Here is a 15532-nt window from a genome sequence, read left to right as displayed (position 1 = left end):
CACTCGCATCGGGCAGGGAGAACGAATCGGAAACCCGTCATGCTCGAGGCCTTGTCAGAAGAGCCGGCGGCCCCCGAGGACGAAGGCCCGCTCGCGGCAGGCGACGTGGACTCCCTGGTCGCGGGGCTCAAGCGCCGCTACCGGACCCGAATCACGGGCGAGCAGGTGCAGCCCGAAGCACCCGGGCGTTACGCCGACCTCCCTCCGGAGCTGGAGCCGCGCCTTGCGGCGGCCCTGAATGCGCGCGGCGTCAGTCGGCTCTACAGTCACCAGCGCGAGGCGTGGGACCACGTGCGCGCCGGCCGCCACACGGTGGTCGTCACGCCCACCGCGTCCGGCAAGACCCTCTGCTACAACCTCCCGGTCCTGCACGCCGCCCTCACCGAGGGTGCGAAGGCGCTGTACCTGTTCCCCACCAAGGCCCTCTCCCAGGACCAGGTCGCCGAGCTCACCGAACTGAGTCAAGCAGGCGGGCTCGGCGTGCGCGCCTTCACCTTCGACGGGGACACGCCGGGCGACGCGCGCAAGGCCGTGCGCACGCGCGGAGACGTGGTCGTCACCAACCCCGACATGCTGCACCAGGGGATCCTCCCCCACCACACCAAGTGGGCGCAGTTCTTCGAGCAGCTGCGCTACGTGGTGGTCGACGAGCTGCACACCTACCGGGGGGTGTTCGGCGCCCACGTGGCAAACGTGCTGCGCCGGCTCGCCCGGGTCTGCCGGTTCTACGGCAGCACACCGACCTTCGTGCTGACCTCCGCGACCATCGCGAACCCGCAGGAGCTCGCCGAGCGCCTCGTCGGGGCCGCGGTGGCGAGCGTCACCGAGAGCGGCGCGCCCCGGGGGCGCCGGCACGTGCTGCTCTGGAATCCGCCGGTGGTGAGCCCGGACCTGGGGATCCGCGCCTCGGCCCGCTCCCAGAGCGCGCGCATCGCGCGCATGGCCGTGAAGTCCGGCCTCAAGACCATCGTCTTCGCCCAGACGCGCCTGATGGTGGAGGTGCTGACCAAGTACCTGAAGGACACCTTCGACCGCGACCCCCGCCGCCCCCCCCGGGTGCGCGCCTATCGCGGGGGCTACCTGCCCACCGAGCGGCGGGCGACGGAGAAGGACCTGCGGGCGGGCGCGGTCGACTGCGTGGTCGCCACCTCGGCGCTGGAGCTGGGGGTGGACATCGGCGCGCTGGACGTCTGCGTCCTGAACGGCTATCCGGGGACCATCGCCGGCACCTGGCAGCGCCTGGGGCGGGCCGGACGGCGCAACCGTCCGTCGCTCGGGGTGCTCGTCGCCTCGAGCCAGCCACTGGACCAGTTTCTGGTGCGCGAGCCCGAGTTCCTCCTCGGCGCGTCCCCCGAGCACGCCCGCATCGACCCCGACCAACTGCTCATCCTGCTCGACCACGTGCGCTGCGCGGCCTTCGAGCTGCCCTTCGCCGACGGCGAGACCTTCGGGGGCCGGGACGTGGGCGCGCTGCTCGCGTACCTCGCCGAACAGCAGGTGCTGCACCACGAGGGGGGTCGCTGGCACTGGATGGCCGACAGCTACCCCGCCAACGCCGTCAGCCTGCGCTCGGTGGCCGAAGGCAACTTCGTGGTCGTGGACGTGACCGACGGGGGCAAGAGGGTCATCGCGGAAGTCGACTACTCGGGGGCCGCGATGACGCTCTACGAGGGCGCGATCTACATGGTCCAGGCCCAGCCCTGGCAGGTCGAGCGGCTCGACTGGGTGGGCCGCAAGGCCTTCGTACGCAGGACCGAGGCCGACTATTACACCGACGCGATCGACTACACCCGGCTCAAGGTCCTGGAGGAGTTCGAGGGCCGCCTGAGCGCCCGGGCCCGGGCGGCCCACGGAGAGGTGCACCTGGTGCGGCGGGTCGCCGGCTACAAGAAGATCCGCTACTACACCCACGAGAACGTCGGCTACGGCAACGTCAACCTGCCGGACCAGGAGTTGCACACGACCGCGGTCTGGTGGACCGTCTCGCCCGACGCCCTGGAGGCGGCCTTCCCCTCGCGCCAGCAGGCCCTGGACGGATTCCTCGGCGCGGCCCACGCCATGCACTTCGTGGCCGCCGTCCTGAGCATGTCCGAGCCGAGGGACCTGGGGCGCGCCGTCGGGGACAACGAGTCCACGTGGTTCGCGACGGTGGGCACGGGCGGCCGAGGCGAGCTGCGGGCCTTCGCGACGGGCGACCCGACCGCGCAGGGAGAGGTCCCGGCGGGACCCTTCCGGCCCACCGTGTTCCTGTACGACAACTACCCCGGCGGGATCGGCCTGTCCGCCCCGCTCTTCCAACAGGCCGGCGAGGTCGTGAATCGGGCCCGGTCACTGGTCGCCGGATGTCCCTGCCGGTCCGGCTGCCCCGCCTGCGTCGGACCGATCCTCGCCACGGACGAGAGCCGGGGCTTCTCCCCCAAGGCGACCGCATTGACGGTGCTCGACCTGCTCACGGGCCAGGGGCCCCCGGAGTGAGCGGTTTCCTCGAACGTCTCGGCAACCTGCGCCGCCAGGCCGGGGCCGCGCCGGGAACCTCTGGGGTGCCCGCCGGGGGAACCGAGCCGGGGCCACTCCCGTCCAGCGCGGACGCGCCTCCAGCGCCCCGACCGGACCCCCTGCGCCCGGGGATCGAACGCCTGCTCGCGCTGCGGGGCGCCGGGGCGCCCCCGCCGCGGCAGGGGCCGACCGATGCCGAGCTCGCCGAGCGGCTGGGCGGTCAACTGGCCGGGGATGGCCTCGTCGCCGTGGAGCACCGCGTCCCGCTGCCCGCGCGGCACGGCCACTGGAGCGTCGGCGGGGAGACGGCGACGCACCTCTGCGCCCTGGATCTGCCGGGAGCCGAGCCGCTCTTCGTCGACACCGAGACCACGGGGCTTGCCGGTGGAACCGGCACCACGGCCTTCCTGGTGGGCCTCGCGAGGCTCACGAACGACGCACTGGTCGTCCGTCAGTACCTGATCACACGGTTCGGCGGCGAGCCCGCCCTGCTGCGCGCCGTTGCCGATTTCGCCGCCACGGCCCACACGCTGGTGAGCTTCAACGGCAAGTGCTTCGACCTGCCCCTCCTCGCCACGCGCTACCGCCTCGCGGGCCTGCCGGACCCCTTCCGGGGCTGGCCCCACGCCGACCTGCTGCACCCCGTTCGCCGGGCCTTCGGGCGCGAGTGGCCGGATTGCCGGCTGGGGACCACGGAGCACCGCCTGCTCGGCTTCGCCCGGCCTGCGGACCTGCCAAGCGCCGAGGTGCCCGCGGTCTGGCTGCACTGGCTGCGCCACCGTGACGTGGGACGCCTGCCGGCCGTCCTAGAGCACAACCGCTGGGACTTGGTCTCCCTGGTCGCGCTCGTCCCGGCGCTCTCCGCCGCCTATGCCGCGCCGCGCACGCACGGCGCCAACCCCCTCGCGGTGGCCCGTCACCGCCACGCCAGCGAGGGCCTGGCCTCCGCCCGCGACCTGCTGGCCTCCGACCGGGGGAGGCTCGACGCCGAGGGACTGCTGGAGCTCGCCCGCCTCGACCGCCGCCAGGGGGACCTGCAGGGCGCCGTCGAGATCTGGCGTGAGTTGGCCGCGCAGGCCAACCCCCGGGCCATCGAGGCCCTGGCCAAGCACGCCGAGCACGCCGAGCGTGACTTCGAGGGGGCGCGCGCACTCACCGAGCGACTCGTCGCCCTGGAGCCCGAAAACCCCGAGCACCGGCAAAGGTTCGCGCGCCTGGCCGGGCGAGCCCCGGCGGGGCGGCCAGGGACCGGGCGTCAGACCCTGCGGGCGACCATGAGGAAGACGGGGTAGCGGCGAACCTCGCCCGCGAGCTCCCTGCGCATCTCGAAGACCGTGTCGAAGCTCAGATCCGCGAAGCCGGAGCGGGCCGCACGCCGGGCGAGCTCCCCGCGCTCGAAGCCGTGGTGGACCTCGACCTCCGGACCGTGAAAGGTGCCGTCCTCGGCGTCCAGGTCGGCGACGCAGAGGAACCCTCCCGGCCGGAGCGCCCTGTGAAACGCGCGGAGCGTGGCGTCGGTGTCTGGGATGTGGTGCAGGGTCATGGAGGTGTAGACGAGCGTGTAACGCCCCTCGGGTGGCAGATCGGCCCACTGCTCACCCTCGCGCACCGTCATGTTCGTCACGCCCTGACGGGCGATCTTCTCCCGCAGCACCTCGAGCATTCCGGCAGAACTGTCCTGGAGCGTAATGTGCCCCACGTGGTCCCTCAGGGCGAAGCTCAACAGTCCCGTTCCGCAGCCGAAGTCGAGGGCCCGCGTGGACGGGCCGAGGGGCACGCGGGCGCGGATGCCATCCGCCACCCGAAGCGCCCGCTCCAGGAATACGGGGTTGGAGTCCCACTGCCGCGCCCTGCTGTCGAAGTCGACCATCCGGGACCTCCCATTCTCCTGTCGTCGCGGGACCCGCGAGCGGGCGCGACCCGACCCCGGCCGTCACCGCGGGGCGGCGACCCGCTCCCGGATCTCCAGGCGCAGGGCGACGGGGCGCCGCGTGTCCTGGTCGAGGAAGCAACCGGACTGTACCGCCTCGGCGACGACGCGCCCGCCCGTGCTGAACTCCGCCGACAGGGTCCAGCGGGAGAACCCCGCACGGCTCACCCAGAGGCTTCCCCGCAGTGCCTGCCCGAGGCTGACCGGCGCGCGGTAGTGCACCGAGGTCCGGGCCACCACCGGGACACCGCCGCCGTCCACCTGCCACTGCAGGGGCGGGTGACTCGCGAGCATCTGCAACCGCAAGTCCTCGAGCCATCGCAGGTACGTGATGTGGCTCACGACCCCCGAAAAGTCGACGTCGTAGGTCTTGGCGGTCAGCGGAATGTGGACCTCGAAGGCCCGGGCGTCCTTGCACTCAGTCTCCATCGTCGCCCCCTCCAGTGGGCTCGCTTTCCGCGGGGCGTCCTGCCCCGGGCCACCATCATAGTCCCGGCCTGGCCGCGAAGACACGCCGCCCGGGCACCCTGCGGGCGCCGCCCGGCACACCTCATGATGTTGTGCTAGATTTTTCCGCGATAACTACATGTAGCAGTTGCCTCGAGAGCGTGCTCTCGAGAGGAATGTCAGCCTCGGGAGACCTGGCCCTGGCCGCCTTCTCCGTGCATCTCTCGGTCGGTCTCGCCGCGAGCGGCCTGGCCGCGACCACCGCCCTGGTGGGCGGGATCGCCACGCCCGGCGAGACCCTCGTCTACCTCGCGCTCGGGACGCTCGGCTCGCTCCTGCCGGACCTGGACGCGGACGGGTCGGCGCCCGTGCGCACGAGCTTCACCCTGGCCGCCGCGGCGCTCGCCTTCCTGGCCATGTTCCTGCTGGCGGAACGCTTCCCCACGGTCGCCGAACTGGTGCTCCTCTGGGTCACCGCGTTCCTGTTCGCGCGCTGGGCGCTCTTCGCCCTGCTGACCCGGGTGACCGTGCACCGGGGGATGCTGCACTCGTTACCGGCCGCCGCCTTCTTCGGCCTCGCCGCGGCAGCCGCCGCACACCGGGGCGCGGGGGCACCCGCCGTCGCGGCCTGGACAGCCGGGGCCTTCGTCACGCTCGGCTACCTGGTCCACCTGCTGCTCGACGAGGTCTACAGCGTCAATCTCTTCGGGGCCCGCGCCCGGCGCTCCCTCGGCAGCGCGCTCAAGCTCTGGTCGCGCAGGGGGCCGGCCGCGACGCTCGCCGCCTATCTGGCCGCCCTTTCGGCCTTCCTCGTCGCACCGCCGTCCGGTCCACTCCTGGAGGCAGTCGCGGACGCGGGCGGGCGCGGGGAGGTGTGGCAGCGCCTCTGGCCCCGCGAGGGATGGTTCCGTCCGGCACCTTGCCTCACGCCCTGCCGGGGTCAACGCACCAGGGCCGAGAGGATGACGTCCATGTGGGCGAGGGGCAGCGAGAAGTGACCCTCACCGGGCAGGAAGCGAGCACGGCAGTTCTTGAGCCGTGAGGCGACGAAGCGCCCCATCTCGGGCGGCACGACGGCGTCAGCCTCTCCGTGCCAGAGGTCGGCGGGTACCTGCACGCCGTCCAGGGGGAAATCCCACGGCCTCGCCAGCAGCGCCAGGTCCTCGGACAGCGCGGCCCCGCCGTTGCGGGCCCCCTCGCGGAACGCCGCGAGCAGCAACGAGCGCACCTCCGGGCGCTGGAGCACCTCACGGTCGGCAGCCGAGTAGCGCCTGACCCACAGCGCATAGCCCTTCTCGCCGACCGAGCGCACACCGAGCGCAAAGAGCGCGAAGAGCCACCGGGAGACCGGAGCGAAACCCGCCGCGACGCGCAGGCCCCACCGGGCGTACCAGTGCATCTGCGCCCCCTGCCCCATCGACTCCGGGGGCCCGAGCCCGCACACGATGGCGACCCGCGACACACGCTCCGGCAGGTCGTGCCCGCAGGCCGCGGCGTAGGGGCCACCCGCGGACACCCCGATCACTGCGAACCGCTCCATCCCGAGGGCATCGGCCACCACCTCGACGTCGCGCGGCCAGTCGCGGATCCGCCGGCCCGAGGCAGGCGTGGACTGGCCGTAGCCCGGACGGTCCACTCCGACCAGGCGCACCTCCAGCCGGCTGGCCAGCTCGTCCGCCACCCGGGGCTCGAGCCGCGAGCCCGGGAACCCGTGGCAGTAGATCACGGGCCGCCCGCGCGGGTCACCGAACTCCGCCCAGGCGAGGGTACGCCCATCCGGCAAGGCGACCCGCCCCTCGGTCACGCCAGTCTTCACGGCGATGCCCCTCCCCACCACAGGTTGCAGACTCCTCGGGACCGGGAGCCTCGACGACCGACCCGCAAACGTCACGGGCCAATCTTCTCCCTTCGACATCGTCTCGGGCAACGCCGGCGCGGACCCCGGTTGCCGGGCAGGGCCGGGAGCTGCGTGGGCTGCCGCGGCGCCACGGACCTCACGGGGCCGTTTTCAGGTACCATTGGGGCACGCGGGGCGTCCCGCGGCAGACCGTCTCGCCAGGAGGAACTGATGCACTCACCCGTTTCGGGCGGCTGGGACCGCCTCGCGCGCCGCGCACTCGCGGCAGCGCTCACGCTGCCGTTGCTCGCGACGGTCGCCTACGCCAAGGACGAGCCCAAGAAGCCCACCCAGAAGAACTTCCAGGACTGGACGCTGGTCTGCCAGAAGCCCGAGAAGGCGGACAAGGACGTGTGCGTGCTCGTTCAGACGCTGGTCAGCAAGGAGAAGGACTCCGACAAGGAACGGCCCCTGATGAGGGTCGAGACGGTCATCACCAACACCGGCGAGTCCGGGATGATCTTCGCGCTGCCTCTGGGGTTCTTCCTGCCCCAGGGCCTCAGCTTCCAGGTGGACGAAGGCGAGGCCAAGCGCTTTCCGGTGGAGGTCTGCGTGCCGGACGGGTGCCGCGCCGCCCTCTCCACCAACGAGGACCTGTTGAAGGCCATGCGGAGCGGCAGCCAGGGCAAGCTCACCTTCTACGCGAATCCCCAGAAGCCCGTGACCTTCCCGGTCTCGCTGAAGGGATTCAGCGCCGGATACAAGGCGCTGCAGGACGCCCGCAAGTAGGCCTCCGGCAGGTCCGATTCCTCCGCACCCCGGAGGGGCCGCCCCCGGCCCCTCCGACTCACCGGCCGGCCGGGAACACCCCGGGCGAAGGCCGGAGTCCTACCGCCTCGGGCGTTCGGCAGGCGCCACCGTACCGGTGCGTCGCTGGACACTGCCGCGGGGTCAGTGTCTCATAGGCTCGAGCGTCAAGCCGCGCAGCGGCGTGGTTACCGACAGGGGAGGCAGCACCATGAACAGCACCAGGAAGACATCCGGGGCGAAGCCGGCAGGCGGAAAGAGCGCAGCGCCGAAGACCACCCGGGCAAAGGCGGCGCCCCCTGCCCCCGGCCTGGCACCGACGCCCGAGGAGCGCTGGAAGATGATCTCCGACGCGGCCTACTACATCGCCGAGAAACGCGGGTTCCTCGGCGGGGACCCGGCCCAGGATTGGTGCGAGGCCGAGCGTCAGATCGAGGAGCGCCTGAAGAAGGGCTGAGGGCGCCGGATCAGGGCGCCCGCGGCGCCCCGTCGAAGTACGCGGAGAGAGACGGGAGGTCCACCCCGCTCAACTGGAGGTCGACCGTGGCGTCCAGCTTCATCTCCTGCGCGAGATGGAGCGGCGCCTCGAAGGCGAGCTCGGGAAGGACTACGGTCCCGCGGCCCCCACGTGACTCGACCAGAACGCCGGTGCCGCGCCACCCGGGCTGGCGGCTCAGGTGCACGAGGGTCCAGTGCCGGTTCGAGGCTCGCTCGGCCTGGCGCAGGCTGCCGATCAGCGCATCGGCAGCCCCGATCCGCTCCAACATCTCCCCCTGTCCCAGCAGCGGCTGACCGGTGACCCAGGCCCGCAGTTGCTGGTGGGCAACCAGGTCCAGATACCGGCGCAGGGGGCTCGTCACCTGGGAATAGACCGCGAGCCCCAGTCCCGCGTGCCGGTCCGGGGCGGTCCGCATCTGGGTGCGTTTCAGGAGGCGCCGGTACGCGAAGCTGGCGGCGAAGCTCCCGGGCATCGGCACGGCCTCGTCCGGGCCTGACTGCGTCGCGAACGGAAAGGCGAAACCCTGCTCCAGCGCGAGCCGGCCGGCGGCCTCGCCGGCCATGAGCATGGCCTCCGCGACCAGGTCGCGGCTGCGCAGGCGGGGGATGGGCTTGACGGTGACCGCGCCGCCTTCGGCGCGCACCTTCGCCTCGGGCAACGCGATCGGCGCCGCCCCTGCCGCGTGCCGCCGGGCCTGGAACCGGAGGGCGGCGGCGTACAGGGTGCGAAAGGGCTCCTCCTCCAGACGCCCCTCCGCCTGCGCGTACGACAGCCGGCTCACCCGCACCCAGCTTCGCACCACTTCGAGTCCCGTCGGCGTCCCGTCTCCTGCCAGGTGGAGTCCGAAGGAAAGCGCAGGGGAGACCGGCTGCAGACCGAGGCCCAGGCGCTCGGTGACGGCCCAGGGCAGCATCGGGACGGTGCGCTCCGGCAGGTACAGGTTGGCCGCCCGCCCGCGCGCCTCCAGGTCCAGCGGGCTGTCCGGCGACACCAGCGCCGCGACATCGGCGACGTGCACCCAGATACGCACCCCATCCAGGCTGAGGGCGTCGTCGGGGTCCCGGCTGTCCTCGTCGTCGATCGCGTAGGCCGCGAGCCTCGTCAGGTCGACCCGGTCCTCCTCGGGCAATCCGGGGGCCTCCAGGGCCGGGGGATCGAGCGGCAGCGCATGGCGCCGGGGGTACGGATTGACGGTCTCGTCCCAGTGCCCGAGTCGCAGCAGAAATCTGTGCGCCGATTCGGCCGACTCCTCCTTGCCGAGCTCCTGCAGTACCCGACTGTGCTCGGCCCGCCCCTCCGCGAGCCGCTCCACGTCGGCGAGGAAGCGGGCATCCCCGGGGTGCGCGCCCGCGCCCGAGCGGGCCCGCGCGAAGAAGTCCGCCCGGGCCCGCTCCTCCGCGAGACGGGCCTCCCGCTGCGTCCGCTCGGCCTCCACCCTCTCACGGCTGCGGACCTCGATGGCGTCGGGAGTGCCGGAGAACAGCAGTCCCTCACCGACCAGGGCCCATGCGGCCCACGCGCTCTCCGGCGTGAAGCCCCCGAAGACGAGCTCGGCGAGCTCGGCGAGGTGGGTCGTGCCGCCCGCCAGGAGCTCCCACGCGGCGTCCACCTCCCCCTCCAGGGGCTGGAGGTCTGCGAGCGACCGCAGCGGCCCGGGGTGCAGCAGGGTCACGTCCTTCGGGCGCACCCGCTGCGACTCACCCCCCGGAAGGGAGATCTCGATCTTCTCGGCGAGCGCCGCCACCCTCGCGGGGCGAGCCTTGTACAGCACCAGGCTGCCTTCGCGCAGGCCGGCGGGGGGGGCGTGGGGCATGGGGAGACCGAAGCGCGGATGCCGGCCCGCTTGATACCCGTGCCGGGGCCGACAGGTCAAGCGCCCCGAACCCGTGCGCCGGGCGGGCCCGGGCGGTATGCTTGCGCCGACATGCACGACTCGAAAGAAGACCCGCGAAGAACCGGACGCACTCCACCCCCCCGGCAGGTCGCGCTGCTCCTGACACTTGCGCTGACGCTGCTCGCGGGAGGCCCGGCGTTCGCCGCCTGCGACAGCCCACCGGGACCCGGCGTCATCTGGACCGGCTGCGACAAGCGGAACGCCGCGCTCGCCGGGCTCGACCTGCGCGGGGCCGTGCTGCTGCGCACCGACCTCTCGGGCGCCGACCTGACGGGCACACGCCTGAGCGGCGCGGACCTGACGCTCACCAAGCTCCGGGGCGCGACCCTGCGGGACGTCAAGGCCGGCGACGCGCGCTTCGTCAGCGCGGACCTCTCCGGTGCCCAGCTGCAGGGAGCGGTCCTCGACGGGGCGAGCCTCGACAGGGCCACGCTGACGGGGACCGTGCTCGCCGGCGCCACCCTGCGCGGCGCAGGGCTCTACCAGGCCGAGGCGGCCGGGGCTGACTTCGGCGACGCCCAGATGCCCAAGGCCAACCTGCTCCAGGCCCGGCTGCGGGGGGCCCGGCTCACGAACACCAACCTCGAGGGGGCGAACTGCAAGCGGGCTTCCCTCGAGGAGGCCAATCTCACCGGTGCCGTGCTGCGGCACGCCAACCTGGAGGAAGCACAGCTGCTCTCCGCTGACCTCACCGGAGCGGACCTGAGCGACGCGGTGCTGGTGAAGGCGGACCTCAGCGACGCAAGCCTGGAGGGCGCCATTCTCGACCGCGCCCGCTGGGTCGACCGCCGGCGCTGCGCCGCCGGGTCCACCGGGGCCTGCCGGTAGCGCCGGCCCGAGACCGGATCGCCTGACGCACCGCCCGCCGCCGGAGACCTCATGCCGCCCTCCCGCGACCCCACCCTGCGCAGCCTGGGAGCGGGGCTCCTGGCGGCATGGCTCGCGGGAAACGCGGCCGCCGAGGGGCCGGTCAACGTGTTCCTGATGGTGAGCGACGGCCAGGGCTTTCACACGGTCGGAGCAGCCGCGCTCTACGCCGGTGCCCCGCCCGTCTACCAGGGCTTCCCGGTCAGGGTCGCCGTGCAGACCCATTCTGCCAGCCAGCCCGCGGGCTACGACCCCGAACGCATGTGGTCGGACTTCGGCTGGGCCCTGCGGGGCGCCACCGACTCCGCGGCGGCCGCGACTGCCATGGTCACGGGGGTCAAGGTCCGCAACGGGCAGCTCAACGGGTCTCCGGACGGTCGGCCGCTCAGAACCCTCTTCGAGACCGCGTCCGGGCTCGGCATGGCCACGGGGGCCGTCTCCTCGGTGCCCTTCGCCCACGCCACGCCGGCCGCCGTGTATGCCCACTCGCCCTCCCGCAACGACTACCCCGCGGTCGCCCGGGAGGGGATCGCGGGCGACTGGCTCGACGTGCTGGTCGGCGCAGGCCACCCCGGGCACGACGTCAATGGCGAGGCCCGACAGCCGGAGCCGGGTCACTACGACTACGTCGGCGGGTTCTCCACCTGGCAGGCCCTGCAGACCCCCGGCGGCGAAGGCTGGTCCCTGGTCGAGGCGCGCGAGGACTTCGAGGCCATCGCCAGCGGCCGCGTGTCGGCCCCCACACGGCTGCTCGGCGTCGCCCGGGCCGGCACCACCCTCCAGGCGGACCGGCGCCGCGGCGCGGACCCCAACCGCCCCTCGGGCGTCGCCCCCAACCCCGGCGTGCCCTCGCTGGCCACACTGGTGCAGGCGGGCATCCGCGTGCTCGAGCGCAGCGCCGGCGGCTTCGCCCTGCTCGTCGAGGGAGGCGCCGTCGACTGGGCCGCCCACGCCCACGACCTGCCACGTCTCATCGAGGAGCAGGCCGAATTCAACGCCGCGGTGCAGACCGTGGTCGACTGGATCGAGGCCCCGGACAACCCGGCGGGCGGTTGGCACCGAAACCTCGTGATCGTGACCGGAGACCACGAGACGGGGCACCTCTGGGGGCCCGGCACCTACAGCGACCGCAACGGCAACGGCGTGTACGACCCCTCCGGCCCGGACGTCTTCCACGGCTACCGTCCCCTGGAGGACCGGGGGCCGGGCCGAGTCCCGGGCCACCAGTTCGCCTCGCGGGGGCACACCGGGGCCCTCGTGCCGTTGTTCGCCAGGGGCGTGGGCAGCGAGCGCTTCACCGACCTCGTGCTCGCACGCGACGCCCGGGCAGTGGACGCCTACGGGCCGGCCGCCCGGGGATTCACCGGGGATTACGTGGACAATACGGCGGTCTACCGCGTCATGGCGCAGGCGATTGCCCTGGAGGACGCATCGCCCCGGGCCCCGTCGTCATCCGAGGCGCCACTGCCACCCGGCGCGGGCGTGGACCGCCCCTGAGCGCCCCGAGGGCCCGCCGCGGAGCCGCCCGAACGCCAGGGGGCCCAGCCTCATCCACCCCGCGTTCCGTGCGATACTTGCCGTACCATCAGGGTAGGGATTGCGGCTGCCCTGGGCCATTCGCGGAAAGAGACCCCGTGACCGAGAGCCACCCATCCGAGACCGCGGCGCAGGCCGCACGAGCCACGACCCCGCCCACGGCACCGGCCCCAGACCCGGCGGCACCGAACGTCGACGCCCCGCTGGCGCGCGTCACGGCGGCCCCGCATCAAGACCCCTACACCTACGGTCCGCAACTCTCCGACTTCGACCTGCATCTCTTCGCGGAGGGCAAACACTGGCACGCCTACCGTTTCCTCGGCGCCCACGAGCACGAGGTCGAGGGCGTCACCGGGGTGCTGTTCTCCGTCTGGGCGCCGAACGCCGAGCGCGTGAGCGTCGTCGGTGACTTCAACCAGTGGGACGGCCGGCGCCACACCATGCGGCTGCGCGAAGGCAAGGGCGTGTGGGAGCTGTTCCTGCCCGACCTCACGGCGGGCGCCCTCTACAAGTACGAGATCCGGTCCCGCGTCACGGGCGAGGTCTTCCTGAAGAGCGACCCCTACGGGCAGCTCTTCGAGCTGCGGCCGAATACCGCCTCGGTCGTCGCCGGCCGATCGGCCTATTCGTGGCAGGACCAGTCGTGGCTCGAGCAGCGCGCACGCCGCGACTGGCAACGCGCGCCCATGTCGGTGTACGAGGTGCACCTGGGGTCATGGCAGCGGGGTGTCGCGGGGGAGTTCCTCGACTACCGGGAGTGCGCGGTCCGCCTCGTCGAGTACGTTCGCGACATGGGCTTCAATCACATCGAGCTCCTGCCCATCACCGAACACCCGTTCGATCAATCCTGGGGCTACCAGACCACGGGGTACTACGCCCCCACATCGCGCTTCGGGGCACCCGACGAGCTCCGCTTTTTCATCGATCACTGCCACCGGAACGGCATCGGCGTCATCCTCGACTGGGCGCCCGCCCACTTCCCGAAGGACGCCCACGGCCTCGCGCGCTTCGACGGCACGGCGCTCTACGAGCACGCCGATCCCCGCAAGGGCGAGCACCTCGACTGGTCCACCCTCATCTTCAACTACGGGCGCCACGAGGTGAAGAATTTCCTGCTCTCGAGCGCCCTGTTCTGGCTCGAGGAGTTCCACATCGACGGCTTGCGAGTCGACGCGGTGGCTTCGATGCTCTACCTCGACTACTCGCGCTCGGAGTGGGTTCCGAACCAGCACGGGGGCCGCGAGAACCTCGAGGCCATCGAGTTCCTGCGCGAACTGAACATCGTCACCCACGCCCAGGTCCCCGGGTGCCTGCTGATCGCGGAAGAGTCCACGGCCTGGCCTCAGGTGACCCGTCCCGTCTACCTGGGCGGCCTCGGCTTCGACCTGAAGTGGAACATGGGGTGGATGAACGACACCCTGCGCTATTTCGCGAAGGACCCCATCTACCGCAAGTACCACCACGACATGCTGACGTTCAGCATGCTCTACGCCTTCACCGAGAACTTCATGCTGCCCTTCTCCCACGACGAGGTCGTGCACGGCAAGGGCTCGATGCTCACCAAGATGCCCGGGGACGAGTGGCAGCGCTTCGCCAATCTGCGGCTCGCCTACACGTACATGTTCACCCACCCCGGCAAGAAGCTGCTCTTCATGGGCACCGAGTTCGGTCAGGGCACGGAGTGGAACAGCGCCGGCGTGCTCGACTGGTGGATGCTTCAGTATCCCTACCACGCCGGCATCCAGCGGCTCGTGAAGGACCTCAATCGTCTCTATCACTCCCGGCCGGAGCTGCACGCGCACGAATTCGAATGGGAAGGCTTCGAGTGGCTCGACTGCAACGACGCCCAGCAGTCGGTGCTGAGCTTCCTGCGCAAGTCCGGGGAGGATTTCGCCGTCGTGGTGATCAACTTCACGCCGACCCCCCGTCACAACTACCGGATCGGCGTGCCCCGCGAGGGGGTCTACGAGGAGGTGTTCAACTCCGACTCCCAGTACTACGCCGGGAGCAACACGGGCAACGGAATGACGCGGCTCCAGGCGGAACCCCGGCAGTGGCTGGGCCGTGACTGGTCCCTCACTGTCACCGTCCCGCCCCTGGGCGGCATCGTCCTGATGCCCGCCGGTCGGGATGGGTACCGCGGCGGGGGTACGCCGTCGTGAGCGGCCAGGCAGGCGAGGCGCAGGCGCTCGGGACCCGGCGCGGCTACACGCTGGGCGAAGAGATCGCGAACGGCACCACGCACGGCGTCGGGGTCGGGCTCGCGGTCGCGGGCCTGGTGATCCTCACCGTGTTCGCCGTCCTGGCGAACGACGGCTACAAGCTCGCCAGCGCCATCGTGCTCGGCGTTTCCCTGATCCTCGCCTACACGACCTCGACGCTCTACCACAGCGTCCCCCACCCGAAGGCCAAGCACCTCTTCAAGGTCCTGGACCACTGCAGCATCTACCTGCTGATCGCCGGCACCTACACCCCGTTCTGCCTGGTGACGCTGCGCGAGGCGAACGGCTGGTGGCTGTTCGGGATCGTCTGGGGATTCGCCGTGGTGGGCATCTCGATGGAGGCGTTCTGGACCTATCGCCCTCGCTGGCTGTCGGCCCTCGTGTACCTGGCGATGGGGTGGCTCATCGTGGTGTCGTTCGGACCGCTGGCGGAGCGGCTCGAGCCCGGCGGACTCTGGCTCCTCGTGGCCGGGGGCCTCGCCTACACGATCGGTGTCGTGTTCTACGTGCTCGAGAGAATCAAGTACATGCACGCCGTCTGGCACCTGTGGGTGCTCGCCGGCAGCGTCTTTCACTTCCTGGCCGTGCTGCTCTACGTGATCCGCTGAGGGGGCCGGGAGCGCGTGGGGATCTTCAGGTGCAGCGCCGCCTTCGCCAGGAGGTGGGCGCTGACGGGCGCGGTGACGAGCAGGAAAGCGCTCAGCAGAAGCTCGCGGAGGCTCAGGCCGTCTCCCCGGGCACCGAAGTGAAGCGCCGAGCCCAGCATCATCGCCCCGACACCGAGGGTCGTGGCCTTGGCGGGGCCGTGCAGGCGCATGAAGAAGTCCGGCAGCCGCGCAAGGCCGATCGAGCCCACCAGGGCGAAGCCGGCCCCCACCAACAGCAGCACCGACACCAGAACCTCCACTCCCCACGTCGCCGAGCTCATCTCTCGAACCTCCCACCCGTAGCGGGCCGGCTGCGACCCGAACCTCTCTCCCGCCACTCGTCTATCCCG

Annotated in this window: 14 protein-coding genes; 9 read left to right on the top strand and 5 right to left on the bottom strand. The window is 71.8% G+C overall.

Annotated features, from left to right (window positions below):
• Positions 1-39 precede the first annotated feature (39 nt).
• Together KA217_02120 and KA217_02115 are read left to right on the top strand one after the other, a co-directional pair.
• Positions 40-2475 carry a DEAD/DEAH box helicase gene (locus KA217_02120; protein ID MBP7711252.1) on the top strand — a complete coding sequence of 812 codons (2436 nt, stop codon included), beginning with the start codon at positions 40-42 and terminating at the stop codon, positions 2473-2475.
• A complete protein-coding gene (locus tag KA217_02115; protein MBP7711251.1) occupies positions 2472-3788 on the top strand; it encodes a ribonuclease H-like domain-containing protein in 1317 nt (438 codons plus the stop codon). Before KA217_02120 ends, KA217_02115 begins: the two co-directional genes overlap by 4 nt.
• Here KA217_02115 and KA217_02110 read toward each other — a convergent pair.
• Positions 3752-4366 carry a class I SAM-dependent methyltransferase gene (locus tag KA217_02110; GenBank protein ID MBP7711250.1) on the bottom strand — a complete coding sequence of 205 codons (615 nt, stop codon included), beginning with the start codon at positions 4364-4366 and terminating at the stop codon, positions 3752-3754. The two genes, KA217_02115 and KA217_02110, sit on opposite strands and share 37 nt — an antisense overlap.
• Before the next feature lie 63 nt (positions 4367-4429).
• Positions 4430-4855 carry an acyl-CoA thioesterase gene (locus KA217_02105; protein MBP7711249.1) on the bottom strand — a complete coding sequence of 142 codons (426 nt, stop codon included), beginning with the start codon at positions 4853-4855 and terminating at the stop codon, positions 4430-4432.
• Between the two features lie 194 nt (positions 4856-5049).
• Between KA217_02105 and KA217_02100 the strand changes: the two genes are divergently transcribed.
• Positions 5050-5871, top strand: a complete 822-nt coding sequence (locus tag KA217_02100; protein MBP7711248.1) for a metal-dependent hydrolase — start codon at positions 5050-5052, stop codon at positions 5869-5871.
• Here KA217_02100 and KA217_02095 read toward each other — a convergent pair.
• A complete protein-coding gene (locus KA217_02095) occupies positions 5814-6689 on the bottom strand; it encodes an alpha/beta hydrolase (protein MBP7711247.1) in 876 nt (291 codons plus the stop codon). The two genes, KA217_02100 and KA217_02095, sit on opposite strands and share 58 nt — an antisense overlap.
• Positions 6690-6941: 252 nt before the next feature.
• Here KA217_02095 and KA217_02090 point away from each other — a divergent pair, with 252 nt between their 5' ends.
• Complete coding sequence (locus tag KA217_02090; GenBank protein MBP7711246.1) at positions 6942-7499, top strand: invasion associated locus B family protein; 558 nt, start codon at positions 6942-6944, stop codon at positions 7497-7499.
• Positions 7500-7728: 229 nt separating this feature from the next.
• Positions 7729-7974, top strand: coding sequence for a DUF2934 domain-containing protein (locus KA217_02085; protein ID MBP7711245.1), 246 nt, complete (start codon positions 7729-7731; stop codon positions 7972-7974).
• Between the two features lie 10 nt (positions 7975-7984).
• Here KA217_02085 and KA217_02080 read toward each other — a convergent pair whose 3' ends face one another.
• Positions 7985-9829 (bottom strand): RNB domain-containing ribonuclease, encoded by a 1845-nt coding sequence (locus KA217_02080; protein ID MBP7711244.1) that lies wholly within the window; start codon positions 9827-9829, stop codon positions 7985-7987.
• Between the two features lie 111 nt (positions 9830-9940).
• Here KA217_02080 and KA217_02075 point away from each other — a divergent pair, with 111 nt between their 5' ends.
• Genes KA217_02075 through KA217_02060 form a run of 4 tightly spaced genes read left to right on the top strand, consistent with a single transcriptional unit; the run spans position 9941 to position 15143 of the window.
• A complete protein-coding gene (locus KA217_02075) occupies positions 9941-10738 on the top strand; it encodes a pentapeptide repeat-containing protein (protein ID MBP7711243.1) in 798 nt (265 codons plus the stop codon).
• Positions 10739-10789: 51 nt separating this feature from the next.
• The gene (locus KA217_02070) at positions 10790-12274 is read left to right on the top strand and encodes an alkaline phosphatase (protein ID MBP7711242.1); all 1485 of its coding nucleotides are present in this window, start codon (positions 10790-10792) and stop codon (positions 12272-12274) included.
• Entirely contained in the window at positions 12271-14475 is a 2205-nt protein-coding gene (glgB, locus tag KA217_02065; protein MBP7711241.1) for a 1,4-alpha-glucan branching protein GlgB, read from the top strand. Before KA217_02070 ends, glgB begins: the two co-directional genes overlap by 4 nt.
• Positions 14472-15143, top strand: coding sequence for a hemolysin III family protein (locus tag KA217_02060; GenBank protein MBP7711240.1), 672 nt, complete (start codon positions 14472-14474; stop codon positions 15141-15143). Before glgB ends, KA217_02060 begins: the two co-directional genes overlap by 4 nt.
• On the opposite strand, the gene KA217_02055 is transcribed toward KA217_02060, so the two are convergent.
• Positions 15128-15463 (bottom strand): Na+/H+ antiporter subunit G, encoded by a 336-nt coding sequence (locus KA217_02055; protein ID MBP7711239.1) that lies wholly within the window; start codon positions 15461-15463, stop codon positions 15128-15130. The genes KA217_02060 and KA217_02055 overlap by 16 nt on opposite strands.
• Between the last annotated feature and the right edge of the window lie 69 nt (positions 15464-15532).

The organism is Gammaproteobacteria bacterium, assembly GCA_017999615.1.
Lineage (GTDB): Bacteria > Pseudomonadota > Gammaproteobacteria > JAABTG01 > JAABTG01 > JAGNLM01.
This window is presented reverse-complemented; position numbering and strand designations above follow the sequence as displayed.